We start from the raw sequence: 25635 nt of genomic DNA, 5'->3' as shown, positions 1-25635 counted from the left end.
CCATTGATAGAATTCTTCTGGTAAGGTTGATTGCACAAAGATTACCTCCTTCTTTCATAAGGATTTTCGTAATAATCGTAGAATGCTGGCCATAATGTGCCTTTTTGTAGTGCTTCTTTTGGTGAGTATTGTGGCAGATTATAAGGCTGGAACCCCATATACAGATTTGGAGGAGTAGAGTAATATTTTTTTCCGATCGGAGGGCACGGATCGTAAGGGCTATGATAAGGAACATAAGACTTTTGATTAGATGTACTCATGAGACAACTTCCTTTCATATTGTTAACTAGTATTATTAGTATTTAAAAAGGGTAGCAGTTTCAGTACGATTTCATCTCAAATTCTTTGTTTCTATGTTAAAATTATGGGCAAAACAAACAGAGAGAAGAGGTGGCTATATATGTATGCAGGCATACATCATGTATCCTTACTTGTAACAAATCTAAAAGAATCATTGTATTTTTATGAGGGAATTCTTGGATTCAAGCAAAATAAAAAACGCCCGCAATTTGATTTTCCAGGCGTTTGGTATGATATCGGTGACACACAGCTTCATTTAATCGTCCATCCTGAAGGTAAAGCTAGAAGAAATACGAAAGAAATTGATAGCAGAGATGGCCATTTTGCCATAAGGGTTACGGATATGGACAAGCTATTAAAAACATTAGATGCTCATAACGTTCCATATGTTAACAAACCAACAAATAAAACAGAGTGGCACCAGGTTTTTGTGAGTGACCCTGATGGTAACTTAATCGAGTTTAACGTTTAGGTTGGAGAGATTTATAATACTGTCCTTTCTCGTAATATTCACGGCGGATTCGGTTCATGTCCGTAATATCTTCTTCTGTTAACTCTCTGATCACCTTAGCTGGTCGGCCGAAAGCTAAGGTGTTTGGCGGTATCTTTTTTCCAGGAGGAACAAGACTTCCTGCACCTATAAAAGCTCCTTCTCCGATGTGAGCTCCATCTAATATGAGTGAACCCATGCCGATCAATGCGTTCTCTTCAATGATACAACTATGTAAAATCACGCTATGACCAACAGTCACGCCGTCTTTTAAATGAAGGGGACGGTTTGGACTTTGATGAAGAACAGAGTTATCTTGAACGTTTACATAGTCCCCGATAATAGTTGGGGAAACGTCTCCTCGTATGGATGTATTAAACCAGATAGAAGAAAATTCGCCGATCTGAACATCGCCCGTAATGGTAACATAGTCTGCAATAAAGGCGGTTTCTGAAATCTTAGGTTGTTTATCTCCAAATGGATAGATCATGGTTACACACTCCTTTTATCATTATTTATCTATATACAGTTTAGCAAATCACCAAGTCTTATGAATAGAGAAGGTGGAGAAATGTGGACATGGAAAACAAAAAGAAATGCAATCGGAACAATCGTAGTCGTTCATGGAGCAAACGAACATCACGGCAGGTATGATTGGGTTATCAAACAATTGAACGAAGCGGGCTTGCATTGTGTTTCAGGCGATCTTCCGGGTCAAGGAACGACAACGAGAAGAAGAGGGCATATTGATGCATTCGACGATTATATTCAAACAATAGAAAAATGGTATCTTGAAGCCGAGAAATTTGGCCTTCCCGTATATATCTTAGGACATAGCATGGGTGGATTAGCCGTAATCAGAACCTTGATGGAAAAAAGGCTTAATGTTAAAGCTGTTATCTTATCCTCTCCATGTTTAGGGTTGGTTCATTACCCATCAAAAGGAAAAGAAGCAGTTTCCGTTCTATTGAACAAACTCGCTCCGAGTGTAAGGTTAGCGACCAACTTACCTGAAGGCAGTGCTACCAGGAACGAAGAGATCCGTTTACGTGATAAAGAGGATAAGCTGATCGTTAAGAAAGTTTCTGTCAGGTGGTATCGAGAGTTGATTGGTTCGATAAAACATGTTTTCGATCATGATAAAGATTTCCCCAATGTACCATTAATGCTTTTACAAGCGGGGGATGATCGAATCGTGGACAAAATGAAAGTGAAGCAATGGTTTAACGCAGTGCAACTCGAAGAAAAATGGTATAAGGAATTTCCATCACTATATCATGAAGTATTAAACGAGCCTGAAAGAGATCATGTGTTTAATTATGTAAAAAAATTTCTATTTCTGCATAGCAACGTCGATTAAAGAAAAAGGTAAGGGAAGAAATAAACAAAAGGAGCCATCTTATGAACAAAGTTCCGGTTCACCCTTGGGGATTGATGTATTCCGTTTATACGCATATCTTTCCGGCTGTCAGCGATCTGCTTAAGTCTTGGCATGAGAGAGCTGTGAAGATTCCGAACCATGAATTAAGAAGACAGGCAGTCAGCAGCATCTCGGATAAGATGTTTCACTGTGAAGGGGGAGCTATCCTTACACTGCTAGCAGGGGATCATCGCAAAAAAGCCATCGAGTTTGTGGTGGCGTACCAAACGATCAGCGACTATTTAGATAACCTCTGTGACAGAAGCACTTCACTGAATGAAAAGGATTTCCGTGCCCTTCATGAGAGTATGTTTCATGCGTTATCTCCTGGTGCTGTTCCAACAAATTATTACCGTTACCGAGAAGAACAGGACGACGGCGGTTATTTAAACGAACTAGTTTATACGTGTCAAAACGTTTTGTCAGAGATGAAAGCTTATCCAAATATCGCGAGTGAACTGATCGGACTAGCCTCGATCTATTGTGATTTGCAAGTTCATAAACATGTGATCGTTCAAGAGAGAGAGCCACGGCTAATCAGTTGGTTCGGAGAGTATCAATCTGTTCTACCAGATATCACATGGTATGAATTTTCAGCTTGTGCAGGTTCAACGCTGGGTATCTTCTGTCTAGTCAGTTATGCATTTCAAGGAAACTTCACGAAAGAATCTGCAGCAACGATAAAGAAAGGATACTTTCCATGGCTGCAAGGTCTTCATATTCTTTTAGATTATTTTATTGATCAAAATGAGGACAAGTTGGAAGGCGATCTAAACTTTTGTACGTATTATAAGAATGATCAGCACATGCTTGAACGAATGGTTTATTTTGCGGAAAAAGCAGAAAAAAGCTGTGCTAATCTTCCTAATTCAAAGTTTCACCGCTTGATCCAAAGAGGCTTATTAGGAATCTACCTTGCAGATAAGAAGGTGTCTGAAAGTCCTGGGATTAAAAAGATGGCTTCAAAGCTCGTTAAAGTGGGAGGGGCAACAAGTTACTTCTTTTATGTAAATCGAAAATTATATCAAAGATTAAAACCTTCTCTCTCATAAAAGTAATGTCAAGATCCATGTACTTCGCATTTAGCAGGGGTATGTGAGGATAGTAACTAATGCATAATTTGTCGAGGAATGTAAACTCGTGGATAAAAGACAAAAACTTTTGGATTGAGAGGCAAATCTCGTGGATAAACAGCCGGAATATTTGGATTGCGTGCTCAAATTTCTGGATTGATGTAGCATAATACCCCGGCGTGTATATAGGACGACCAGTTTCTGAATCCTGAAAAAAGGCTGAATCAACTTTGATTAGTTGAATTCAGCCTCTTTTTTCGATTGCCACTACAAATGGCGGGTCGTTCTTTTGATTAATAAATTCGTATTGTAAAACATGAGCCTGTTTTTGATCCAGCTGTTTTACGTAACTCATGACTAGTTCTTTTTCTCTTTTTCCTTCTTCATGTCCATGGTAGATCACGAGGATGATTACGCCTTCAGGTTTTAATAGTTGCAGAAGCTGTTCAATTGCACCGATGGTAGATGATCCTGTTGTAGTAATCGACTTGTCGCTTCCAGGCAAATAACCGAGGTTAAAAATAGCAGCAGTTATTTTTGTATGAAGATCACTAGGTAACTGAGTTGTTAACTCATCATGTGAGGCATGATAAAAGGTAACGTTATGATCTGCATGATGATCAACAAGCCGTTGCTTTGAGTTCTCGATCGCTTGCTCTTGAATATCAAAAGCATACACATGACCGTTCTCACCAACGAGTTTTGATAAAAATAAAGTGTCATTTCCGTTTCCGCAAGTCGCATCAATTACGATATCTCCCTCATCACAAAATGTACGAAGAAGCGTTCTCGCAAACGGCAATACTCCTTCTAATTTCATGGGGTGTTCACCTCAGACGTATTATAAAATTTCCCTTGAAAACTATTTCTGTTTTTAAGTTCACTTTCGATCGCGTTTAACACTTTCCATTTATTCAGACTCCACATCGGTCCGACCAATAGATCAGATGGTCCGTCTCCAGTAAGGCGATGAATCATCATTTGTGGGGGAAGAATCTCTAGTTGGTCACAAACAAGTTTTACATACGTGTCAAAATCAAGAAATTCTAACATGCCTTGTTCGTATTGTTTGACCATAGGGGTCTTTTTTAGAAGGTGGAGCAAATGGATCTTAATCCCTTGAACATTAAGTTTCGCAACTTCTCTTGCAGTTTCCATCATCATCTCTGGAGTTTCTAATGGCAATCCGTTAATGATGTGTGAACATACTCTTATGTTGTGTTTTCGAAGTTTTTTAACGCCTTCTACATATGTTGCGTAGTCATGAGCTCTGTTTATGAGCAGAGCTGTTCGTTCATGTACAGTTTGAAGTCCTAACTCTATCCAAAGATACGTTCTTTTATTTAAGTCAGCAAGATATTCGATCACATCATCCGGTAAACAATCAGGTCTCGTTGCAATTGAAAGTCCAACAACGCCTTCTTGTTCCAGTACCGTTTCATAAAGTTCTTTTAGTTGCTCAACAGGAGCATAAGTATTCGTAAAAGCTTGAAAGTAGCCGATGTACTTCCCTTTTTTCCACTTTGAATGCATTCGTTCTTTGACGGTGTGAAACTGTGTGATGATATCATCACGGCGGTTTCCTGCAAAATCACCTGAGCCACTTTGAGAGCAGAAGGTACATCCTCCAAATGCTGCGTTTCCATCACGATTCGGACAATCGAATCCGCCATCAAGTGGTACTTTAATAATTTTATCTCCAAAATGGGACTTTAAATGCTGATTCCATGTGTAATATCGTTTTTCACCAAAATAATCTGGTTTTTCCATAAGGTGTGTCATCTTCCTCACTCCTTTATACGGTGATGAGCACCATATGACATTGTAGCATGTTCGCACTGTGAGCGGCAAAGTGAGTTGTCAGTACTTTCAAATTGTAAAGTGCAGGAAAAAGGAATAAAATACAGAGTGGTTTATGACATCTTAGTTAGCAAGCGGGGGAATATTTATGCCAGCGAAAGTATGGCTGCTCATTATTGGAATGGCACTTAATGTGACGGGCTCAAGTTTTTTGTGGCCGATCAATACGATTTTTATACATGGACATCTCGGTAAGTCACTTACCGTAGCAGGCATTGTTCTATTACTTAACTCAGGTGCCGGTATTATAGGTAACTTAACGGGAGGATTGCTGTTTGATAAATTAGGAGGCTACAAGACGATTATGCTCGGAGTCTCCATTTCATTTACGACTTCCTTCTTACTAATTTGGTTTCATGATTTCTGGATGTACAGTATCCTTCTTGTTTTTATGGGATTTGGAATGGGAATCGTCTTTCCATCTATGTATGCATTAGCAGGTACGATGTGGAAAGAGGGTGGAAGAAAAGCATTTAACCGAATCTATATTGCACAGAACGTAGGGGTAGCGCTCGGGGCTGCACTTGGTGGTTTTGCAGCTTCTTATTCTTTTACACTCTCTTTCGTCAGTTGCTCGGCTCTATCTTTTGTATTTTTTATGATTGTGCTGTTCGGTTTTAAAGGAATCGATGAAACAGATGAAGCATCTGTACAAACCGTTTTTTCCCAACGAAAAAGAATTCATAACAAAGAAGCTTTTATGGCACTATTGATTTTATGTGGAGGGTATCTGTTAGCTTGGATCGGTTACGTTCAATGGCAGTCTACGATAGCTGCTTATACGCAATCACTAGGGGTAACTTTAAAGATGTACAGTTTGCTTTGGACTGTTAATGGTGTGTTTATCGTTCTTGGTCAGCCACTAGTCAATCTTTTCCTGAAAAGATGGCTTCACTCCACAACATCGCAAATTTTAGTCGGCTATTGTATATTTGTTATTTCTTTTGTGATGGTAGGAAATGCAAAAGACTTTAGTGGCTTTATGATGGCCATGATCGTTCTTACTATAGGCGAAATGCTCGTATGGCCAGGTGTTCCGTCCATTGCAGCAGAGCTAGCTCCTGAAGGCAGGGCCGGATTCTATCAAGGAATCGTAAATTCTACTGCCACAGGCGGAAGGATGATCGGTCCGTTGTTTGGAGGAATGATTGCAGATCTATTCAACATATCCGTGTTGTTTCAAACGATTATCGGCTTGATGGTGCTTGCCTTTATTCTAACGATTATATACAGCAAGAATCGGCATGCCATCCAGCAGACTGAAACCTCTCAACAAGCTTCTTAAAAGATTGTTGCTTGGTAATCTTGTTCTTCTCTTCGTTGAATGTTGATTGGAGTGGAAGGGGGCGAGACTCCTGCGGGGCGAGCGGTCAGGTGAGACACTTAGGGGCGCAGAGCGGCAAGGGGCTCACCGGTCGCCCCGCGGAAAGCGAAGCAACCTGGAGCGTAAATAAACTACTTACAAACGTGACAAAGTTTCCGACAAGAGTCTTAATTTTTATTTAATTAAGCGGGTCTTGTTGCTTCTTTTGGAAGCAGTTTCGCAGACATCAACCTTCTTCTGATCGTAACGCCAAGAATAGCTGCTAAAAGGGCTTTGATTACACCTACAAGGAGAAACGGAATAACACCACCACTTATCGCTTGTTCCCAGCTTAAGCTTGCGATGAACTTTAATTGAACGGCACCGAACACAAGTGTGATCACCATACCCACAATGTTTGCAACAACAGCAGGAAAAAGAGTAAAACTTGTTTTTTCTAAGATGAGTCCAGTGATATAAGCGGCGATGATAAAGCCGACGATATAGCCTCCTGTTGGACCGATCAGTACCATAAAGCCACCTTTAGCCTCAGAGAAAACAGGGAGACCGATCGCACCCATAGCGACGTAGATCATTACTGCTAATGTGCCGTATTTACGTCCCAAAATGGTTGCGCAAAGCCCAATCGCTAAAGTCTGTCCCGTAATCGGAACTAATGGCAGTGGAATGGTCAGCTGGGCAAGGATCGCTGTAATTCCAGCCATAAGTGCTACGTATAGTGACATCTTCAGTTTTTCGTTGCTTTCATGCATGTCTGTTGCACCCCTTTTTTTAATGTTAACTTTAAAATAATAACAGTTAACATTACATTAAACAGCTCATTAATGTTTGTCAAGATACGGCTTACAGCGATATAGGCTTTGTTTAAAAGTGGTAAAAATAGGCTATTATACTTCTAAACAACCTTGACAATTTAGGGAGTTATTCATAAAATACAAATTAGCATCTAAATTTTTTAATAACGATGATAGGGAATAGTAAAAAAAGAATGGAAATGATAGAGAGTTGACGGCTGGTGCAAGTCAACCCGGACTTTTTTGAACTCACCCTTTAGTTGCAAGTGTGAATGTAGTAATGCTTGCCGTTCGCCGCGTTAAGGTATGTTTCCGAGTGAATGCGATCGTTGCATTAATCAGGGTGGTACCGCGGCAGGTTGAAATTGTTAACTAACCTTTCGTCCCTAATGTTTATTAGGGGCGGGAGGTTTTTTGTTTTTAAAAGTACAGTTTTCTAAGGAGGATCGGTTATGTATTATAACCACAAAACAATCGAGAAAAAGTGGCAGCTGTTCTGGGATGAGAACAAGACGTTCCAAACAAAAGAAGAATATGATAAAAAGAAATTTTACGCGCTAGATATGTTTCCATACCCATCTGGAGCTGGCCTTCACGTTGGTCATCCAGAAGGTTACACGGCGACAGATATTCTATCTAGAATGAAGCGTATGCAAGGATACAACGTACTTCATCCGATGGGGTGGGATGCTTTCGGACTTCCTGCAGAACAATATGCGCTTGATACAGGAAACGATCCAGCAGAATTTACAGAAACAAACATCAACACGTTCCGCAGACAGATTAAAGAGCTTGGTTTTTCTTATGACTGGGACCGTGAAGTTAACACAACAGATCCTTCTTATTACAAATGGACACAATGGATTTTTATCCAGCTTTATAATAAAGGACTTGCGTATGTAGATGAAGTACCTGTGAACTGGTGTGAAGCGCTTGGGACGGTACTTGCGAACGAAGAAGTCATCGATGGAAAAAGTGAACGCGGAGGCCATCCTGTCGTTCGTAAACCCATGAGACAATGGATGCTTAAAATCACAGCATACGCTGACAGATTATTAGAAGATCTAGATGAACTAGATTGGCCTGAGAGCTTGAAAGATATGCAGCGAAACTGGATCGGCCGCTCAGAGGGAGCTGAAGTTCACTTTGATGTAGATGGACATTCTTCTAAGATCACTGTGTTCACGACTCGACCAGATACACTTTTCGGTGCGACATACTTAGTGTTAGCTCCTGAAAATAAACTAGTAAACGATATTGTAACAGAAGACCAAAAAGAGGCCGTAACGGCTTATCAAAGACAAGTAGAAACAAAGTCTGATTTGGAACGTACAGAGCTTGCCAAAGAAAAATCTGGTGTGTTTACAGGTGGATACGCTATCCATCCTGTAACAGGTGCGAAGCTTCCGATCTGGATTGCAGACTATGTGTTAGCAAGCTATGGAACGGGTGCGATCATGGCAGTTCCTGCGCACGATGAACGTGATCACGAGTTCGCAGTGAAGTTTGAACTTCCGATCTCTGAAGTGGTTGCCGGCGGAAATGTGGCAGAGGAAGCATACACAGGTGATGGTGAACACGTTAATTCAGATTTCTTAAATGGGATGCAAAAAGAACAAGCGATTGCTACGATGAACGATTGGCTTTCTGAGAACGGAAAAGGTGAGAAGAAAATCACTTATCGTCTTCGTGACTGGTTGTTCTCACGTCAGCGTTATTGGGGTGAACCGATCCCGGTCATCCACTGGGAAGATGGTACGATGTCGACAGTGTCAGAAGATCAACTTCCTCTTCTTCTACCAGTTGTTAAAGAGATTAAACCTTCTGGTACTGGTGAATCTCCACTTGCAATCGTAGAAGAGTGGGTAAACGTTGTAGATCCCGAAACAGGAAAGAAAGGACGCCGTGAAACGAATACGATGCCACAATGGGCAGGAAGCTGCTGGTATTACCTTCGTTATATTGATCCGAAAAACGAGGAGCAATTAGCATCTCCTGAGAAGCTTAAGCATTGGCTTCCCGTTGATATTTATATTGGTGGAGCGGAACACGCAGTGTTGCACCTTCTCTATGCTCGTTTCTGGCATAAGGTTATGTATGATCTTGGTATCGTTCCGACAAAAGAGCCTTTCCAAAAACTTTACAACCAGGGAATGATTCTTGGAGAAAATAATGAGAAGATGAGTAAATCTAAAGGGAACGTAGTTAACCCTGATGAGATCGTATCGAGCCATGGCGCAGATACACTACGCTTGTATGAGATGTTTATGGGACCACTTGATGCTTCTATCGCATGGAGCACAACTGGTTTAGATGGAGCTCGCAGATTCTTGGATCGTGTATGGAGATTGCTTCTAGCTGAAGATGGAGAGAAAATCAATCCGTCGATTCAAGATACACATGGAACAGAAACCTTCAATCGTCTCTATCATATGACGGTGAAGAAAGTAACTGAAGATTATGAAGGACTGCGCTTTAATACAGCCATTTCACAACTGATGGTTTTTGTGAATGAAGCAAACAAACAAGAAGTTCTTCCAAAAGATTTCATGCAAGGTTTTGTTAAGATGCTTTCCCCGATTGCTCCACATATTTGTGAAGAACTTTGGGAAATGCTAGGTGGAGAAGGCAGCATCGCATATGCATCTTGGCCAGTTTGGGACGAAGCTCAACTTGTAGAGAATGAAGTTGAAATTGTAGTCCAAGTGAACGGTAAACTTAAAGCGAAGATGACAATTGCAGCAAACATCAGTGGATCTGATATGGAAGAAGCTGCTTTAAAAGATGAATCCGTTCAACAAAGCATTGAAGGAAAGACGATTCGCAAAGTGATTACAGTTCCAGGTAAGCTTGTGAATATCGTTGCGAATTAAAGGAGGCAAACGTTCATGGAAGAATTAATAGAAATTTCACCATCAGAAGTAAAGCAATTGCTCCAAGAGGGCAAAAAGATCTCTCTGATTGATGTTCGAGAAGATGAAGAAGTAGCTGAAGGGAAGATCCCGGAGGCAGCGCATATCAAAATGGGTGAAATACCAGTTCGTTTAGATGAAATAAACAAAGACGAAGAACACATCATCGTCTGCCGTTCCGGACGCCGCAGTGAGAATGTTGCTTATTTCCTGCTAGATCATGGATTTAAGGTCAAGAATATGACAGGCGGCATGTTGGAATATAATAAGGACTAAAACGAAAATATAACTCTCTGCTCAAGAATTGAGCGGAGAGTTTTTTAATAAGTATGTTTACTTTATTGAAGAAAGTTTAAATTTCCATGAAATAGCCGATAGAAAAGGTATACTTACTAGCCTTGGAGGCTTACAAATGCCATTAAAACACGCAAAAACAAAAAAATGGACCTATATCATAGCTGTTTTGTTTACCTTACATACTGTAAGCACAATAGGATTAATGTACAATCAGAGTTATTTAATGTATGGAATTGATCTAGGAATTGTAGTTCTTTTTGTAATTTTGATCTATAAGATGCTGATCGTAAAAGATAGTTATGCGGTAAATTTAGAGCAGGAGATCTTAAATCATAAAGAAACGTTTGCTGAATTAGAAGCGAGCCGAGTAAAGCTTCAAAATATCTTTGACAGTATCGATGTTGCGATATGGTCACACAATTTGAAGACGAATAAACTTCTGATCACATCTGGTATTGAAAAATTATATGGTTATCCTTTGCAAGCTTTTTATGATGACTCGGAATTATGGAAAAAGGTCATTCACCCTGATGATGACGAGATCATCATAAAACGAGGTATCGCTATACAGAACGGATTGATCACTACAAGTGAGTATCGAATCATGAAGCCGAACGGTGAGATACGCTGGATTCAAGATCGGGGAATTCCTTTTTTGGATGCCAACCAAGATTTAGTTGACTTCAACTCTATTCTTATTGATATTACAGAAAGAAAAAGAGCTGAGATTACGATTGAGCATATGGCTTATTATGATGAATTAACGGGACTGCCTAATCGTAATGGATTTATGCAGACGATAGAAACACAAATAAAGGAAGCAGACGTGCAGAGTCGCAATCTAGCTTTGCTGTATGTAGATCTAGATCGGTTTAACGTTCTGAACGATACGCTTGGACATAGCTTTGGTGATTTGCTGTTGCAGAAGGTAGCAGACCTTTTAAAGGTTACGGTTGGTTATAACGGAACAGTGTTTAGGAGAAGCGGAGATGAATTTCTGATTTTGTTAAACTTTAAAGAAATCAGTGAGATCAAACAGAAAGCAGAACAAATCATTCAAGCTTTTACAAAACCGTTCAAGTTAAGTGGACAAGAAGTATTTACAACACCAAGCATCGGGATTAGTAACTATCCTGAGAATGGTACAGACAGCGAAACCCTATTGAAACGTGCTGATTCTGCTCTGTATCAGGCAAAAGAAAAAGGGCGAAACACTTATCAATTTTTCGCAGAACAGCGTGATGGCAGGATGGAAAGAAGGTTAAACCTCGAACATGGTTTAAGAAAAGCATTAATGAACAACGAGTTCTTTCTTGTTTATCAGCCTTTAGTTCATATCGGTAATAAGAAAATTCTAGGTGTTGAAGCGTTATTACGCTGGAATAAAGAAGACGAAGGATTGATCTCTCCAGCTGAGTTTGTTCCGATCGCTGAAGAAACGGGGATGATTCTACCGATCGGTGAATGGGTGTTAAGAGAAGCTTGTATGCAAGGGATAAGTTGGCATAAAAATGGCTTAAATGATCTCTTGATCTCGGTAAATATTTCAGTTAGACAGCTATTAGAAGAAACTTTTGTTGAAAGAGTAGAAAGTATTCTTTCAGAGACTGAGTTTCCACCTACTTCATTAGAGTTGGAGATTACAGAAAGCACGACGATGCAAAACATGGAAGAATCTCTTCCGATTTTGAATGCTTTAAGAGCAAAAGGAATTCGCATTTCAGTAGATGACTTTGGTACGGGTTACTCCTCTTTAACGTATTTGAGACAATTGCCTGTTGATACATTGAAGATTGATAAGATGTTCATCGATGACATCTTATTAGATCAAAAAGCAGGAGCTATAGTAAAAACGATCATTGATATGGGACACAATCTCGATTTTCACGTCATTGCAGAAGGTATCGAAAGTCGTGAGCAGATTGATTTCTTAATAGAACAAGGATGTATATACGGTCAAGGTTATCATCTGTACAAACCACTTCATGCAGATGAACTTAAAAAACAGTTGCAAAAGAATGTTGTGATGAATTGAGAAGAGCTTAAAACGCCGCGAATGAACGGTGTTTTGAGCTTTTTTTGGAATTCAGATCATGTCATTTTTCCCCTAGATATAGTCAAAAACCTTCTAATCTGCAAACCAAAAACCATGCTTCTATTACACAATCAAATGTTTTATATTCTTCATTTCGTGAAACACTACATAAGTAGACAAATAGAAGGAGTGGATATGTAGTGAATGTATTAGTAATCGGAGCAAACGGTAATATTGGTAAAATGACATGTAATATACTAGCTGATCAAGAACACTCTATTAAAGCGATGGTTCGAAAGGAAGAACAGCAAGATCATTTTCAGCATGAGAATATTACTGCTGTTCTAGGTGACTTAGAAGATGATTTCGACCATGTTTATGAAGGGATCGAAGCTGTCATCTTTACTGCAGGTTCTGGTGGTCATACAGGACCAGAGAAAACAGATGCTGTAGATTATGAAGGAGCGGTAAAGTCTATACAATTAGCACAAAAAAATAAGGTGAAACAATTTATTCTTGTAAGTTCGGTTGGTGCAGACACTCCTGAAAAAGGACCAGAAGGACTTCAGCATTATTTAGAGGCAAAAGGAAAAGCTGATCAAGAACTGATAAACAGCACATTAAATTATACAATCTTGCGTCCGGGTGCGCTGACGGATGAGGATGGAATGGGCATGATCCAAGCTAAAGTAAAACTGAACGAGCGAGGATCTATCCCTCGAGCAGATGTGGCAAGAACACTTGCGGCATGTATAGGGAATGAAAACGTAAGCCATAAAGTTTTTGAACTGATTGAAGGAGAAGTACCTATCCAAACTGCTCTTGAAACTCTGTAAGACAAAACTAGTCAAAACTTAACAAAGGATAAGCATCTCCAAAGGCCGAAGAACTATCAAAACTATTGGCTGAAAGGGGATGCTTTTTTATGATTCAAGTAAAAATCTTTGATGAAGATCATGAAGAGGATTTAGAGATCGCTTTAAATGAGTTTCTAAGCGTTGTACCTCCTGAGAATATTGTGGATATTAAATATCAGATAGCCGTTTGTGATAATTTGCACTCAGAAGATGATACGATGTTTTCTTTTTCAGCGATGATTATCTATAAGAAAATTGGAACGCTTAAATAAAGAAGAGTGGCAACCATTACGCGGGTTGTCACTCTTCTTGTTTTATAAGGCTCTATCTTAGCTCAATGCATGGTAGGCTGCATTCGTTCCAGCGATATTTCCTGTTACAAAGGCAACGGTAATATTATAACCACCTGTGTATCCGTGAAGATCTAAGATTTCCCCACAAAAGAATAAGCCTTCTTGTTTCTTAGATGCCATCGTTTGAGGTGCGATCTCTTTAACTGAAACTCCGCCTCCAGTAACAAAAGCTTTTTCGATCGATAATGTACCATTAACAGAAAAGGAGAAACTCTTCATTTGTAAAACAAGCTGACGAAGCGCTTGTTTGGAAACTTGATCAGCAATCGACTCCCCATCAATCTCTGCGCGTTCGATTAAAAAATGAAGAAACTTTTCTGGAAGTAATCCTTTGAGTACGTTTTTAAATGCTTTCTTAGGTTCAGAATCTATCCTTTTCTGGAGGGAAGTAAGTAAAGTATCTTCATTCTCATCTGGAAAAGAATCAATTTTCATCTCGATCAATGGTACATCAAACTTTTTCAACGCTTTGACTACATATTGGCTGCATCTTAAAGCTGCAGGTCCGGATACTCCAAAATGAGTAAAAATCATGTCCATCTGATGAGCTTTGATTAACTTGCCTTTTGGATTCCATACAGAGAGTGCAACGTTTCTTAATGATATACCTTGCAACGTTTTTTGTTTGATGAATGATTCATTAGAAGTGATGGGAACCTCAGTCGGGTAGAGCTCTGTGATCGTGTGCCCTGCTTTTTTTGCCCATGCATAACCATCTCCTGTGGAACCTGTATGTGGAACAGATTTACCGCCTACGGCGATTACAATAGATTTTGTTTGGATCACTTCTCCGCTATGCAGGATAATCTCATGAATATCTTCACCATAATGTATCGTTTTTACGGGAGTGTTCGTTCGGATCGTAACACCAAGCTGCTTTATTTTTTGCAGAAGAACAGCCACAACATCAGTCGCCTTATTGGTAACAGGGAACATGCGTCCATGGTCTTCTTCTTTTAGTTCGATGCCTAGCCCTTCGAAAAATCGAATGATGTCTTCGTTATTAAAAACAGAAAAGGCGCTGTATAAAAAACGTCCGTTACCCGGAATATGCTTGATAATTTCTTCAACAGGCAGGCGGTTTGTGACGTTGCAACGTCCGCCACCTGAAATAGCAAGTTTACGACCTAGTTTTTCTCCTTTATCGATTAATAGTACACGTGCACCATTCGTAGCAGCACCGACACTCGCCATGAGGCCAGAAGGTCCACCGCCGATTACTATACAATCATAAGTCATACAATCCCAACTTTCTAATACGTTCAATAAAAGTCATTTCATACAATAGCATAGCTTTAACAAAAAGACTATAAGTTTCATAATCCTTACTTTTCTGCAAAAAGTTAAAGTAGGTTACATCCGCTTTTAATGTGATACAATATCAATAATGTTTTTTAGGATGATTAGTAGGAGCTGAAAATAGTTGTCTCGATTACTTCGTGGAACTTTGATTTTATCCGCTGCGACGTTTTTCTCAAAATTCATCGGATTGATCTTTGTAATTCCATTTACCAATCTAGTAGAAGAACAAGGTATGGCTCTATACGGCTATGCTTATATTCCATATACCATATTACTTAGTATTTCCACAATGGGAGTTCCGCTTGCTGTTTCTAAATTTGTTTCTAAATATAATGCATTAGGAGATTATGCAGCAGGAAGAAAACTGTTGAAATCCGGTCTTCTAGTCATGACACTGACAGGAACTCTAGCTTTTATCATCTTGTACATGTTAGCGCCTATACTTGCTCATCAGATCATTGATGAAAAAGGTGGACAAGGCAACAGCATTGAAGATATTACATTAGTTATTCGAATGGTAAGTACCGCTCTAATTGTAGTACCTTCTATGAGTTTGATTCGTGGATATTTCCAAGGATTCCAATCTATGGGTCCAACAGCGGTGTCACAAGTCGTTGAACAGATCGTTCGAATCGTGTTCATCTTAGTTGGAAGCTTCGTTGTAATTAATCTAATGAACGGTGAGATAACAACAGCGGTTGCGCTTTCTACATTTGCAGCTACGCTAGGAGCAGTTGCAGGCTTAGCCGTTCTCATCTGGTATTGGATAAAAAGAAAACCGCATCTGGACAAGATGTATAGAGAAAGTAAATCTGTTGCAGATATTTCGTTAAAAGATATCTATAAGGAAACGATCAAGTATGCGATTCCGTTTGTAGCTGTCGGTCTAGCTATTCCGCTCTATCAGATGGTGGACCAGTTTACGATCGTTAATACGCTCAAGAAAATGGATTATACGCTGAAAGAAGCGGAATCTGTATTCGCCATCATCACTCAGATCGCGCATAAGCTTGTAATGATTCCAGTATCATTAGCAACTGCTCTTGCACTGACCTTAATACCCGTGATAACGAAGTCTTTCACTCAAAACGATGATGAAATTCTTCATAAGCAGATCACGCAAACGTTTCAGATGGTGCTGTTCTTAACTGCACCAGCAGCGATCGGGCTAACGGTTCTTGCATACCCTGCATATGGTGCACTCTTTGGGTTATCATCTATGGAAACCGGGGGTTATTATCTTCAATGGTACGCGCCGACCGCATTATGGTTTGCGATGTTTACAGTTACTGCAGCACTACTACAAGGGCTTAACCAGCAACGGTATGCGTTTATCAGTTTATCAGCTGGTTTCCTAGCCAAACTGATTTTGAACAAGCCATTATTATTGCTGTTCGGTGGTACTGGCTCTGTCATTGCGACAGACATCGGATATACACTTTCGATCTTGTTCAATCTGTATATCATTAAAAAATACAGCGGCTTCTCATTTAAATGGGTATACCGAAGAACCGTTCTGATCACGTTGTTTTGCGCAGCGATGGCTGTTACTGTTATGATCGTATCCGCGCTCTTAGGTGAGACAAATACAAGACTTGATACGATCATTAAATTAACGATCGGTATTCTCACTGGGGGAGCGGTGTATGTGTTCTTAAGTCACCGTTCAGGACTATTAAATATCATATTAGGGGATCGCATTCCTTTTTTGAAACGCAGAAATAAGTAAAAGAAAAAAGAAGGCTGATAAGTGGCCTTCTTTTTCTGCGGTATTCATTTTTTGACATGATTTTGTTCATCATACCATTTAAGTTGATTACCAATGCTGTATCCTTCGAGAGGAATTTCAAATTGAAATCCTGCTCTTTCAAGCGCGGGCTGTAAGAATTCTCGGTATACCCAGCCGCCATGAATATAAATCTTACATTGAGAAGGCTTGACGTTTTGTTCTAAGTCTTGTATCACGTGATGAGCCCATTCCCGTTTTTCAGATGTCGTAAAATTTTTGATAGAAACATTATACGGTTCAATGTATTGGTCTTTCGTTAACAGTCCTTCTTTTGCACTAAAAAAGTAAAAATCATCATAATGATTTTGTGCGTATTGAACAGACTTAACGAATAAGGGACTTATGTATAAATCTATAGCTGCAGAAGGGGTAGAAGCTTTTTTACGTGCAGTTGCTAGAAGACCTATTTTCCTTTTCATTCCAATTCCTCCTATAGTACTAAATTACCCTGTTTCTTCAAAAATCAATCAATTTTTTACAATAATATAGGAAAAAAAGATCACTCATTCAGGAGGTATTTTATGAGAATTGATAAATGGTTATCAAATACAGGCTATGGAAGCAGAAAAGAAGTAAAACAATTATTGAAATCAGGTGCAGTTACGTTGAACGGTGAGGTTGTAAAGGATGCAAAGACTCAGGCAGATCCTGTTCATGACAACGTGATGGTTCATGGAGAAGAAGCTGTTTATAAAGAGTTTATCTATCTGATGATGAACAAGCCTCAAGGAGTAATCTCAGCGACTGAAGATTCCAGGCATGAAACAGTAATTGATCTACTTTATATGGAAGATCAAAATTTCGAACCATTTCCTGTTGGAAGGTTAGACATTGATACAGAGGGTCTATTGATCTTAACAAATGATGGCCAGCTGTCACATTCTTTGTTATCACCTAAAAAACATGTTCCTAAGACTTATTACGCAAAAATAAATGGATCGATTCCAGAGGATGCGTTTGAGGATTTTAAAGAAGGTGTCATCTTAGATGATGGGTATAAAACAAAGCCTGCTTTATTAAAAATCTTGACTAATGATGATAAAGAATCAGAGATTGAGCTAACCATCACTGAAGGGAAATTTCATCAAGTGAAAAGGATGTTTGAGGCTATTGGCAGAAAGGTCATTTTCTTAAAACGAATTCAGATGGGACAGCTTAAGCTTGATGAATCGCTTGAGTTAGGAATGTATCGAGAGCTTGCGGAAGAAGAACTATCCTTACTTTCTTTAAAAGAGGATGTTTTTGAATAATTTATTAGGGGTATCTTCCAATAAAAGGAGTTGTATACCAATGAAATTATCTGCAGAGAAGTTAATGGGTGCAAAAGCTCAAAATCATACGATATCGACTGAAGAAACACAGCATAAAATCGACGACATTCTATTTAATATGTATGATCACCGTTTATGTTATTTTACGTACACCGTTGACAACGGAATCAATCAGCGTGAAGAGATTCCCTCAGATAAACATATGGAAACAGTAGTGGCTGCCACTTCAGGCATCGGTACACAGCATACTCCGTTTACTGGAAGCTCTAACCTTGCTGCTAATCAGAACTATGGAAAAGAAACCTTTTTTATCCCTTGGCATCAAGTGAGAGAATTTGATGAAGATAAACTCGTGTTTTCCGGAATTGAATTACAAAGAGATGAACCAAAAGAGTGTTATTCTTATATGGCTATAAAAGATTGGACTGTCATCGATCAAGATGGTGAAAAAATCGGAAAGATAAAAGATTTGATCATTGATACAGATCGTCAGCAAGTTATTGGTTTTTCTCTTGCGGAAGGATTTTGGAAGAACTTATTCGGTCAGGATGATAAGTATATGCCTGTTTCAGGAACGCCGAATTGGGAAAACCGTGAATGGAACATAGAAAGAACTCCTGATCTGCTCTTAAGAGATAACAAGGACGAACTTTAAATTTAATTGTAAATAAAAAAAGTCCCTGCTAAGTTATTAGCAGGGATTATTTAATGCAATATGCTTATCCAAAAATTTATTATATCTTTTTAAGAAACTTTTACTTTTTTGCCTGTTGTTTCCCACATACCTCGGGCAGGGCTTGTTACTAAATTGTTATAAGAGAGGACGTTAAGATCTCTCTGGATAGTACGCTGCGTAGTTCCAAATTCTTCAACTAGTTCTCGTGTTGTTACAGTACCTTTCTTGCGAATAAACAAATACAGGGCTTTCACACGATTCAACATTCTGTCAGTTGAAGGACTCAAAAAACCACTCCTTGTTATTTAGATAGTTGTTAACACACTATATGATACCAGTCTAAAGTTAATGAAATATGAACGTTGTATTACATTCTTTTTAATTCTTAAGACCCACCCTTTTTATAAAAAAAAAAGCGAAGAATCCGTATCGGTTCTCCGCTGCGTCAGCCATTAGATGTAGTAATAACGTTCAAAAAGATGTCTGTGCGGCTAGGCAGCAAAACCTCATAACGAACATATGATCTTGAATATAAAGATATAGAGGAAAACTGTCAGTTAACCAACACTACACCTCCTATTTGGCACCATTATACACTATAATATTTATTTGTCAATATCCCGTAATTCCTGAGAAAGCGAAACTCTCTAACCATTTTAATGGGAATAAGGTACAATAGTTAGGTTATTAAAAATTTATGTAAGGAGCGATGAGGTGTATATTTTACAAAAGCTGATGAATAGACTTTTCGTTTTAAATAAGTTTGGAATTTTTTCGTTTACCTTTTTTATCGTTATTTTTTCGTCAGTCGTTATGCATCTTTTAGAGCCAAAAACATTCCCTCACTGGTTTGACGCCCTATGGTATGTAATGACTACCGTTACTACGGTCGGTTATGGCGATTACTATCCGGTATCCACAGCAGGAAGGATTTACGCAATCTTCATCTTTTTGATTGGCATCGGTATTGCTGGTCTCGCTATTGGGAAACTGGTAGAAGCATTAGGAGCTCATCGTAAACGAAAGGAGGAAGGAAGATTGACTTTTAAAGGTAAAAATCATTTCGTTATTATCGGATGGTCTGAGAAAGCAAAATATGCTGTTAGTGAGATTATAGAAACTCACCCAAACCTAGAAGTAGTTCTTATCGATAACTTGCCTGTTACACCGATCACACATCAGAGTGTCCATTACATTCAAGGTGACCCATCAATAGAAGGAACTCTCGTACAAGCAAATTTAAAAGAAGCAAAATCTGTACTTGTGTTTTCAGATGATTCGATTCATGATTCAGCACTTGCTGACGGAAAGACTCTGTTGATTGTAACTTCCGTAGAACGTTTAACTCCTCACATACATAGTACGGTTGAGATCAAAAAAGAGGAACATATTAAGAACTTTAGGCATGCTAAAGTAGATGAGTTTGTCTTAAGTCATGAAACAGTTTCTCGAATGGCTGTGCGGTCCGCCTTTTCTAAAGGTATTACGGAGATCTACACGCAGCTACTTTCTCATAAAGAAGGAGAAAATTTATTTGAGGTGCGAAAACAATCTGAATGGGTAACGTACAAAGACGCTTTTGACAGTTTGCTGCAGCAAGGTGCTACACTAATAGCTGATGGTAACGATCTATCGATAAACAAGAAGTTGGATCAAACAATTAGTGACGATGCACGTCTCTATATCATTTGCAGCAAAGATGTATACGAAGCGATCCTAAAACATTGAGTAATATGACAAGTAAAGAACAAGTTTTTTGAAAGGATGTTAGAAAAATGGATCAGATTAATTGGAAAGAACAAGTTGAAAAGAGAAAGAAACAACTTATGGAAGATACAAAAGGGTTATTGCGTATTCCTAGTCTACTTGATGAAGAAAATGCAAAAGAAGGAGCTCCTTTTGGCTCCGAGATAGAAAAAGCTTTAACGTATATGTTGGATCTTGGAAAAGACAGTGGAATGACCGTTAAGAATGTAGACGGATATGCAGGACACATCGAGATTGGAAATGGAGAAGATATCGTAGGTGTTCTCTGCCATGTTGATGTGGTCCCTCCTGGTGATGGCTGGTCAGTAGACCCTTTTGGAGCTGAAGTAAAAGACGGAAAGATCTTTGCACGAGGTGCGATCGATGATAAAGGACCTACAATGGCAGCTTTTTATGGTATGAAGATCATTCAAGAATTAAAGCTTCCCTTATCGAAAAGGGTCCGTATGATCATTGGTTGTGATGAAGAGAGCAACTGGCAATGTGTAAGACATTATTTTACGAAAGAAGAGATGCCAGCGATCGGATTTGCTCCTGATGCAGATTTTCCGATCATCTCTGCGGAAAAAGGAATTTTTGATGTAGAGTTTCGTCTCAAAGCCAATCAAGAAGGGGACAAAGAAGGACTTCAATTACTTTTCTTTACATCGGGCCAACGTTTAAATATGGTGCCAGATTATGCTGAAGCTAAAATCCAAGGAAGCGGTTTAGAGGAAATTCAACATTCATTTGAAGCATATGGTAAGAAATCTGCAATTGAATACCAGGCTCAAATGGAAGGTGATGCTTTAATCCTAAAAGTTAAAGGGAAATCTGCACATGGCAGTACACCAGATATGGGTAAGAATGCTGGACTTATGCTTGGAGAATTCTTGAACACTCTTTCTTTCATTGGAAACGCTAAGTCATTTCTTCGCTTGTTGGACGAGCTGAAGGGCGAGTATACAGGTGATAAATTAAATATCGCTGCAGAAGATGAGGAGAGCGGTAAACTAACGGTTAATGCTGGAATCCTGTCGTATGATCAAGCAGAAGGCGGAAGAGTGGGGTTAAATATACGTTATCCGGTTACACATGATAGCAAGAAAATCGAAAATACTCTATCTACAAGAGCGATGAAAGATGATTGGTCGATGAGAATTATTGAAAACAACCCACCTAATTATGTAGAGGAAAGTCACCCATTGATTCAAACACTTCAAAAGGTTTACGAAGATCAAACGGGGAAAAAAGGTGAATTGATGGCTATTGGTGGAGGAACTTATGCAAGATCGTTGGAAACAGGAGTTGCTTTCGGTGCACTGTTCCCAGGAAGAGAAGATGTGGCTCACCAAAAGGATGAGCACATGTTTGTAGAGGATTTACTTCTCGCTTCTGCCATTTATGCACAAGCCATTTACGAACTAGCTAAATAGCATGTAAGAGAGGGTACATCATGAATAATTCGTTCGATAAAACCTCTATCAGTCTAAAAGGCTTTTATCTTTTAAGTTTTTTTGGTCTAGGGAGTTTATTTCCGTTATTAGGTGTTTATTTTAAAGATTCAGTAGGTCTCAGTGGGACAGAAATTGGTACATTAATGTCCATCAGTCCAGTCGTGATGATCTTTGCTCAGCCTCTATGGGGTGTGGTTACAGATTATTCAAGGCGTCCAAGGGCTGTTTTAGTACTTTCTTTACTTCTAACAGCGTGCTTAGGGTTTAGCATCTATCTGTTAGAATCTTATATTTGGTTGATCGGAATACTTATCGCTTTTTCGTTCATGCAGAGTGCGTTAGTTCCTGTTTCAGACAGCATTCTTTTAAATTACGTACAAAAAGAGAACAAGCAGTATGGAAATTACAGGCTTTTTGGAGCAATTGGATTTGCTATAGCCGTATTTATAGCAGGAAGGCTTTCGGATTCTATAGGGACTCAAATAATCTTTTATATGTTTACTTCTGTTCTTCTTCTTTGTATGGTCTTTGTAATCAAGATGCCAAATGATAATCAATCGCTCCGAACAGATCTTAGAAAGGGTATTGGACAATTAGTTAGGATGCCTTCGTATTTAGTTTTCCTTTCTGCTACTTTCCTGGTCTTTGGTCCTATTTTTGCTAATAACTTTTACTTTGGATTTTATATTCAAGAAACAGGCGGAACTCTAGCCGGTGTTGGACTAGCTTTCTTAATCGCAGCTGGAAGTGAAGCGCCATTTATGAAGTTTGCTGGACTCACCATAAAAAGGTGGGGCATGATGCATATTATGGTCTTTGCAGCGACGGTTTCTGCTGTTCGTTGGACCTTTTATTTTTTTGAACCATCGTACCAAATCGTACTATTGACAACCATCGTACAAGGATTTTCAGTCGGGTTGTTCATTCCAGCAGCAATGGAATATGTGCGAACTTATACACCCGTAGAAGTGCGTGCAACAGCAGTTTCCCTATACACGGCTGTAGGGAATGGATTAGGCTCATGGTTTTGTACATTTGTAGGCGGTGTGATCTTTGATAAATACAGCATCTTTTATACGTATTTATTTTTTGGAGCTTTATCGTTTATAGGTCTGCTAATGGTGTTAATCCTCACAAAGATGGAAGTGCAAGGTCGAATACTGATTCAAAGATCTCTATAAAAGGTTAACCACTATTTTGAGCAAAATGTACAAAAAAAAGCATCCCAATTCTGTTTGGGATGCTTTTGTCATCTATTCAAATTGAAACAGATCACTCGATAAATAACGTTCTCCTGAATCACACGTCATACAGATTACAACTTCACCTTTTTTGCGTTTTTCTGCAATTTTTATAGCGGCATATACAGCTGCTCCTGATGATGGACCGACCAAGATCCCTTCTTCTGAAGCAAGACGTCTCGTGATCGTATACGCGTCTTCATCATTAACTTGAACAATCTCATCATAGACCTTTTGATTTAAGATTGGTGGGATGAAACCAGGACTTGTACCTACAAGTTTATGTTTCCCAGGCTTTCCTCCCGAAAGAACAGGAGACCCTTTAGGTTCTACGACATGAACAGTTAAATTCGGAAAAAAGGTTTTAAGCTGTTCACCCGTACCTGTGATCGTTCCTCCTGTACCAGCGGGTGCGATAAAAGCAGTAAAGGGCTTGTTTAACTCTTCGATGGCTTCTTTAATCTCAATCGCTGTGCTTCCTCTGTGTGCATCAGGGTTTGAAGGGTTCTCAAATTGCATCGGCATATAGCTATTAGGAATTTCTTCGGCAAGCTCTCGTGCCTTCTTAATCGCTCCGGGCATCTTTTCATCACCAGGAGTTAGTACCACTTTTGCTCCATATGCTTTTAAAAGATTAATTCTTTCTTCTGTCATCGTATCAGGCATCACAATAATGGAAGAATAACCTCTAGCAGCCGCATTCATAGCGAGTCCGATCCCTGTATTTCCTGAAGTAGGTTCGATAATGGTAGAGCCTTCCTTTAAGAGACCTTTCTGTTCTGCATCAATGATCATATTATAAGCAGCGCGGTCTTTCAGGCTTCGACTAGGGTTGTAATATTCTAGCTTCACATATACATCGGCTCCCTCTTGATGAGGAAGGCGGTTTAACTTTACGATAGGTGTATCACCGATTAAATCCGCGATATTTGTAACAACTCTCATAAACTGCACTCCTTTTCCTTGCTGATTCGATTATAACAAATAAGTCATGCGGGAAAAAAGCAGATGAATCCATGTATTTTTTGATAAAATAAATGAAGGTGTGTGAGAAGTATGCAAAGACATTATTTTTTGGCACTAAAGCTTCCTGATGAGACCAAGACAAAGCTTGCGAATATATGCAGCCTTATAAGGAAAGAACATCATTTTAAAACATGGGTACATCCTGATGACTTTCATATCACTTTAGCTTTTCTAGGTGCTGCTTCGTCAGAACAGCTTCAAAAACTTCATGAATTACTTAACAAGAAAATGAGTATAACAGAGAGTAATTTTTCACTTCAAATAAACCAATTTGGCTTTTTCGGAAACGAAAAACATCCAAGGATCTTTTGGGCAGGTGTTGAAGAAGAACACTGTTTATATACTCTGCAAAAACAAGTAGCTTATGTATGTGAGAAGGTAGGTTTTCAACTTGATAAAAGACCTTATGCTCCGCACATTACGCTAGCACGAAAACATATAGAGTCAGACCATAATGGGGTAGATTCACAACTATGGTGGAATCATTATGGCGAAAACGTACCATTCATAGCAGGCGAGATCGTTCTCTATGAAACACATGTAGATAAACAGCCCAAATATCATGTATTACACTCATATTCTATATAGAGATGAAACAGAGAGGAGATCCTATGGCTCAACTGGTTAAATTACTTGATTATGTATCGAGATACGAAAACAATTTACATCACTATCAATCATTATTTATGCGTATTAAAGAAAATCGCTGGAGGGCATTCCAACAACAATATGGAACAGAGAATCGTAAGCGATCTCATCAAGAATTCCGGGAAAAATTATTTCATCATCAGATGAACTGGGCTACTTCGACTGTAAAAGAGATTTCAAACTGGGATAAAAAATACCTTCAAGATGAAACGCTAAAGTTACTCATTCAAGGAATTCCTGATAACTACTTTTTGTTCTATGAACCTGTCTTTCAAGTGAAGAATACAGGAGTGGAACTAAATATTATTTTGGTAGGACCCACAGAGGTTTGGCTGATCGTTTGGATGAGTGGAGAAGGAATTTGGCAAGAAGCTGATAACAAACGTTTCTGGAAAAATATTCGACATGAGCAGAAAGAAACCGTCTTGAGTCCGTTTATTCGACTTGAACACATGCAATCTATAGTACGAGAAGCTTGGGAACCTTATCAAAAACAGTTGTCCTTAAAATCATGCATTGTTGCACCAGATGCCTTTATTGATTTTACGAGTGATTGGAGAAGAGTCAGCTATGTAGATAAACGCAATTTTAATGAGTGGCATGCACTTCTTCAACAAAATCCTGCACCCATTAAAGGTCAGCAATTAAAATTTGTGTCTGATCTCCTTAAATTAGGTGTAACGAATTCTCTATACAGAAAAGATCCGTTATCCAGTGAGTCTGAGTTTCATTTTGAAGGTATTTGAGAGATTTTGTCGAATTAC

26 protein-coding genes and 1 other annotated feature are annotated in these 25635 nt (G+C 39.1%); of the genes, 17 read left to right on the top strand and 9 right to left on the bottom strand.

The features are described 5' to 3' along the window. Positions 1 to 41 precede the first annotated feature (41 nt). Positions 42 to 260 carry a spore coat associated protein CotJA gene (locus H9648_RS01465; RefSeq protein WP_191752015.1) on the bottom strand — a complete coding sequence of 73 codons (219 nt, stop codon included), beginning with the start codon at positions 258 to 260 and terminating at the stop codon, positions 42 to 44. Positions 261 to 400: 140 nt separating this feature from the next. On the opposite strand from H9648_RS01465, the gene H9648_RS01460 reads away from it, so the two are divergent. Next, positions 401 to 772, top strand: coding sequence for a VOC family protein (locus H9648_RS01460; RefSeq protein WP_191752014.1), 372 nt, complete (start codon positions 401 to 403; stop codon positions 770 to 772). Here the strand turns inward: H9648_RS01460 and H9648_RS01455 are convergent. Continuing rightward, positions 762 to 1280, bottom strand: coding sequence for a gamma carbonic anhydrase (locus H9648_RS01455; RefSeq protein ID WP_191752013.1), 519 nt, complete (start codon positions 1278 to 1280; stop codon positions 762 to 764). The two genes, H9648_RS01460 and H9648_RS01455, sit on opposite strands and share 11 nt — an antisense overlap. 81 nt (positions 1281 to 1361) lie before the next feature. Between H9648_RS01455 and H9648_RS01450 the strand changes: the two genes are divergently transcribed. Next, complete coding sequence (locus tag H9648_RS01450) at positions 1362 to 2150, top strand: alpha/beta hydrolase (RefSeq protein ID WP_191752012.1); 789 nt, start codon at positions 1362 to 1364, stop codon at positions 2148 to 2150. Between the two features lie 41 nt (positions 2151 to 2191). Further along, positions 2192 to 3262 carry a tetraprenyl-beta-curcumene synthase family protein gene (locus tag H9648_RS01445; RefSeq protein ID WP_191752011.1) on the top strand — a complete coding sequence of 357 codons (1071 nt, stop codon included), beginning with the start codon at positions 2192 to 2194 and terminating at the stop codon, positions 3260 to 3262. A 265-nt stretch (positions 3263 to 3527) separates the two neighbouring features. Here the strand turns inward: H9648_RS01445 and mnmM are convergent, their stop codons facing one another. Together mnmM and mnmL are read right to left on the bottom strand one after the other, a co-directional pair. Next, positions 3528 to 4103 (bottom strand): tRNA 5-(aminomethyl)-2-thiouridylate-methyltransferase MnmM, encoded by a 576-nt coding sequence (gene mnmM / locus H9648_RS01440; RefSeq protein WP_191752010.1) that lies wholly within the window; start codon positions 4101 to 4103, stop codon positions 3528 to 3530. Continuing rightward, positions 4100 to 5065 carry a tRNA modification radical SAM protein MnmL/YtqA gene (gene mnmL, locus H9648_RS01435; RefSeq protein ID WP_191752009.1) on the bottom strand — a complete coding sequence of 322 codons (966 nt, stop codon included), beginning with the start codon at positions 5063 to 5065 and terminating at the stop codon, positions 4100 to 4102. Before mnmL ends, mnmM begins: the two co-directional genes overlap by 4 nt. A gap of 166 nt (positions 5066 to 5231) precedes the next feature. Here mnmL and H9648_RS01430 point away from each other — a divergent pair, with 166 nt between their 5' ends. Continuing rightward, positions 5232 to 6428 carry an MDR family MFS transporter gene (locus tag H9648_RS01430; protein ID WP_191752008.1) on the top strand — a complete coding sequence of 399 codons (1197 nt, stop codon included), beginning with the start codon at positions 5232 to 5234 and terminating at the stop codon, positions 6426 to 6428. A gap of 221 nt (positions 6429 to 6649) precedes the next feature. Here the strand turns inward: H9648_RS01430 and H9648_RS01425 are convergent, their stop codons facing one another. Next, positions 6650 to 7219 carry a biotin transporter BioY gene (locus tag H9648_RS01425; protein ID WP_191752007.1) on the bottom strand — a complete coding sequence of 190 codons (570 nt, stop codon included), beginning with the start codon at positions 7217 to 7219 and terminating at the stop codon, positions 6650 to 6652. Between the two features lie 203 nt (positions 7220 to 7422). Then, positions 7423 to 7652 (top strand) — a binding site (T-box leader). Positions 7653 to 7713: 61 nt separating this feature from the next. On the opposite strand from H9648_RS01425, the gene leuS reads away from it, so the two are divergent. The 5 genes from leuS to H9648_RS01400 all read left to right on the top strand — a co-directional run bounded on the left by leuS (position 7714) and on the right by H9648_RS01400 (position 13634). Then, entirely contained in the window at positions 7714 to 10134 is a 2421-nt protein-coding gene (leuS, locus tag H9648_RS01420; RefSeq protein ID WP_191752006.1) for a leucine--tRNA ligase, read from the top strand. 15 nt (positions 10135 to 10149) lie between these two features. After that, positions 10150 to 10449, top strand: a complete 300-nt coding sequence (locus H9648_RS01415; protein ID WP_191752005.1) for a rhodanese-like domain-containing protein — start codon at positions 10150 to 10152, stop codon at positions 10447 to 10449. A 136-nt stretch (positions 10450 to 10585) separates the two neighbouring features. After that, the gene (locus H9648_RS01410; protein ID WP_191752004.1) at positions 10586 to 12505 is read left to right on the top strand and encodes a putative bifunctional diguanylate cyclase/phosphodiesterase; all 1920 of its coding nucleotides are present in this window, start codon (positions 10586 to 10588) and stop codon (positions 12503 to 12505) included. Positions 12506 to 12705: 200 nt separating this feature from the next. Further along, a complete protein-coding gene (locus H9648_RS01405) occupies positions 12706 to 13341 on the top strand; it encodes an SDR family oxidoreductase (RefSeq protein ID WP_191752003.1) in 636 nt (211 codons plus the stop codon). Between the two features lie 89 nt (positions 13342 to 13430). Continuing rightward, complete coding sequence (locus H9648_RS01400) at positions 13431 to 13634, top strand: sporulation protein Cse60 (protein WP_191752002.1); 204 nt, start codon at positions 13431 to 13433, stop codon at positions 13632 to 13634. Between the two features lie 57 nt (positions 13635 to 13691). On the opposite strand, the gene H9648_RS01395 is transcribed toward H9648_RS01400, so the two are convergent. Next, complete coding sequence (locus H9648_RS01395) at positions 13692 to 14954, bottom strand: BaiN/RdsA family NAD(P)/FAD-dependent oxidoreductase (RefSeq protein WP_191752001.1); 1263 nt, start codon at positions 14952 to 14954, stop codon at positions 13692 to 13694. Positions 14955 to 15138: 184 nt separating this feature from the next. On the opposite strand from H9648_RS01395, the gene H9648_RS01390 reads away from it, so the two are divergent. Next, complete coding sequence (locus H9648_RS01390) at positions 15139 to 16746, top strand: putative polysaccharide biosynthesis protein (RefSeq protein ID WP_191752000.1); 1608 nt, start codon at positions 15139 to 15141, stop codon at positions 16744 to 16746. Between the two features lie 44 nt (positions 16747 to 16790). Here the strand turns inward: H9648_RS01390 and H9648_RS01385 are convergent, their stop codons facing one another. Next, positions 16791 to 17225: a DUF6884 domain-containing protein gene (locus tag H9648_RS01385; RefSeq protein ID WP_191751999.1), complete on the bottom strand. Its 435-nt coding sequence runs from the start codon at positions 17223 to 17225 to the stop codon at positions 16791 to 16793. A gap of 102 nt (positions 17226 to 17327) precedes the next feature. Here H9648_RS01385 and H9648_RS01380 point away from each other — a divergent pair, with 102 nt between their 5' ends. Continuing rightward, entirely contained in the window at positions 17328 to 18056 is a 729-nt protein-coding gene (locus H9648_RS01380) for a pseudouridine synthase (RefSeq protein WP_191751998.1), read from the top strand. 40 nt (positions 18057 to 18096) lie between these two features. After that, the gene (locus tag H9648_RS01375; RefSeq protein WP_191751997.1) at positions 18097 to 18732 is read left to right on the top strand and encodes a PRC-barrel domain-containing protein; all 636 of its coding nucleotides are present in this window, start codon (positions 18097 to 18099) and stop codon (positions 18730 to 18732) included. Between the two features lie 89 nt (positions 18733 to 18821). Here the strand turns inward: H9648_RS01375 and H9648_RS01370 are convergent, their stop codons facing one another. Beyond that, positions 18822 to 19040 carry a DeoR family transcriptional regulator gene (locus H9648_RS01370; protein WP_066243921.1) on the bottom strand — a complete coding sequence of 73 codons (219 nt, stop codon included), beginning with the start codon at positions 19038 to 19040 and terminating at the stop codon, positions 18822 to 18824. A 388-nt stretch (positions 19041 to 19428) separates the two neighbouring features. On the opposite strand from H9648_RS01370, the gene H9648_RS01365 reads away from it, so the two are divergent. From H9648_RS01365 to H9648_RS01355, 3 genes are read left to right on the top strand one after another with little or no spacing between them, the layout of a single operon-like run. Next, positions 19429 to 20481: a potassium channel family protein gene (locus H9648_RS01365; RefSeq protein WP_318243478.1), complete on the top strand. Its 1053-nt coding sequence runs from the start codon at positions 19429 to 19431 to the stop codon at positions 20479 to 20481. A 47-nt stretch (positions 20482 to 20528) separates the two neighbouring features. After that, complete coding sequence (pepV, locus tag H9648_RS01360) at positions 20529 to 21935, top strand: dipeptidase PepV (RefSeq protein ID WP_191751995.1); 1407 nt, start codon at positions 20529 to 20531, stop codon at positions 21933 to 21935. 20 nt (positions 21936 to 21955) lie between these two features. Continuing rightward, complete coding sequence (locus H9648_RS01355; protein ID WP_191751994.1) at positions 21956 to 23137, top strand: MFS transporter; 1182 nt, start codon at positions 21956 to 21958, stop codon at positions 23135 to 23137. Between the two features lie 72 nt (positions 23138 to 23209). On the opposite strand, the gene cysK is transcribed toward H9648_RS01355, so the two are convergent. Further along, positions 23210 to 24142, bottom strand: a complete 933-nt coding sequence (gene cysK, locus H9648_RS01350) for a cysteine synthase A (RefSeq protein ID WP_191751993.1) — start codon at positions 24140 to 24142, stop codon at positions 23210 to 23212. A gap of 111 nt (positions 24143 to 24253) precedes the next feature. Here cysK and thpR point away from each other — a divergent pair, with 111 nt between their 5' ends. Continuing rightward, positions 24254 to 24811, top strand: a complete 558-nt coding sequence (gene thpR, locus H9648_RS01345) for an RNA 2',3'-cyclic phosphodiesterase (RefSeq protein WP_191751992.1) — start codon at positions 24254 to 24256, stop codon at positions 24809 to 24811. Positions 24812 to 24834: 23 nt separating this feature from the next. Further along, positions 24835 to 25617 (top strand): hypothetical protein, encoded by a 783-nt coding sequence (locus H9648_RS01340; protein ID WP_191751991.1) that lies wholly within the window; start codon positions 24835 to 24837, stop codon positions 25615 to 25617. Positions 25618 to 25635: the final 18 nt, after the last annotated feature.

Origin of the sequence: Fictibacillus norfolkensis (genome assembly GCF_014836645.1) — a bacterium.
GTDB lineage: Bacteria > Bacillota > Bacilli > Bacillales > Fictibacillaceae > Fictibacillus > Fictibacillus norfolkensis.
This window is presented reverse-complemented; position numbering and strand designations above follow the sequence as displayed.

Bases quoted from the DNA above. Each gene is read 5' to 3' on its own strand.
- pepV (WP_191751995.1), top strand. From the start codon at position 20,529: ATGGATCAGATTAATTGGAAAGAACAAGTTGAAAAGAGAAAGAAACAA.
- H9648_RS01445 (WP_191752011.1), top strand. From the start codon at position 2,192: ATGAACAAAGTTCCGGTTCACCCTTGGGGATTGATGTATTCCGTTTAT.
- H9648_RS01455 (WP_191752013.1), bottom strand. From the start codon at position 1,280: ATGATCTATCCATTTGGAGATAAACAACCTAAGATTTCAGAAACCGCC.
- H9648_RS01380 (WP_191751998.1), top strand. From the start codon at position 17,328: ATGAGAATTGATAAATGGTTATCAAATACAGGCTATGGAAGCAGAAAA.
- H9648_RS01430 (WP_191752008.1), top strand. From the start codon at position 5,232: ATGCCAGCGAAAGTATGGCTGCTCATTATTGGAATGGCACTTAATGTG.
- H9648_RS01385 (WP_191751999.1), bottom strand. From the start codon at position 17,225: ATGAAAAGGAAAATAGGTCTTCTAGCAACTGCACGTAAAAAAGCTTCT.
- cysK (WP_191751993.1), bottom strand. From the start codon at position 24,142: ATGAGAGTTGTTACAAATATCGCGGATTTAATCGGTGATACACCTATC.
- mnmL (WP_191752009.1), bottom strand. From the start codon at position 5,065: ATGACACACCTTATGGAAAAACCAGATTATTTTGGTGAAAAACGATAT.
- H9648_RS01415 (WP_191752005.1), top strand. From the start codon at position 10,150: ATGGAAGAATTAATAGAAATTTCACCATCAGAAGTAAAGCAATTGCTC.
- H9648_RS01375 (WP_191751997.1), top strand. From the start codon at position 18,097: ATGAAATTATCTGCAGAGAAGTTAATGGGTGCAAAAGCTCAAAATCAT.
- mnmM (WP_191752010.1), bottom strand. From the start codon at position 4,103: ATGAAATTAGAAGGAGTATTGCCGTTTGCGAGAACGCTTCTTCGTACA.
- H9648_RS01460 (WP_191752014.1), top strand. From the start codon at position 401: ATGTATGCAGGCATACATCATGTATCCTTACTTGTAACAAATCTAAAA.
- H9648_RS01450 (WP_191752012.1), top strand. From the start codon at position 1,362: ATGTGGACATGGAAAACAAAAAGAAATGCAATCGGAACAATCGTAGTC.
- leuS (WP_191752006.1), top strand. From the start codon at position 7,714: ATGTATTATAACCACAAAACAATCGAGAAAAAGTGGCAGCTGTTCTGG.
- H9648_RS01395 (WP_191752001.1), bottom strand. From the start codon at position 14,954: ATGACTTATGATTGTATAGTAATCGGCGGTGGACCTTCTGGCCTCATG.
- H9648_RS01400 (WP_191752002.1), top strand. From the start codon at position 13,431: ATGATTCAAGTAAAAATCTTTGATGAAGATCATGAAGAGGATTTAGAG.
- H9648_RS01465 (WP_191752015.1), bottom strand. From the start codon at position 260: ATGAGTACATCTAATCAAAAGTCTTATGTTCCTTATCATAGCCCTTAC.
- H9648_RS01340 (WP_191751991.1), top strand. From the start codon at position 24,835: ATGGCTCAACTGGTTAAATTACTTGATTATGTATCGAGATACGAAAAC.
- H9648_RS01410 (WP_191752004.1), top strand. From the start codon at position 10,586: ATGCCATTAAAACACGCAAAAACAAAAAAATGGACCTATATCATAGCT.
- H9648_RS01355 (WP_191751994.1), top strand. From the start codon at position 21,956: ATGAATAATTCGTTCGATAAAACCTCTATCAGTCTAAAAGGCTTTTAT.
- H9648_RS01425 (WP_191752007.1), bottom strand. From the start codon at position 7,219: ATGCATGAAAGCAACGAAAAACTGAAGATGTCACTATACGTAGCACTT.
- thpR (WP_191751992.1), top strand. From the start codon at position 24,254: ATGCAAAGACATTATTTTTTGGCACTAAAGCTTCCTGATGAGACCAAG.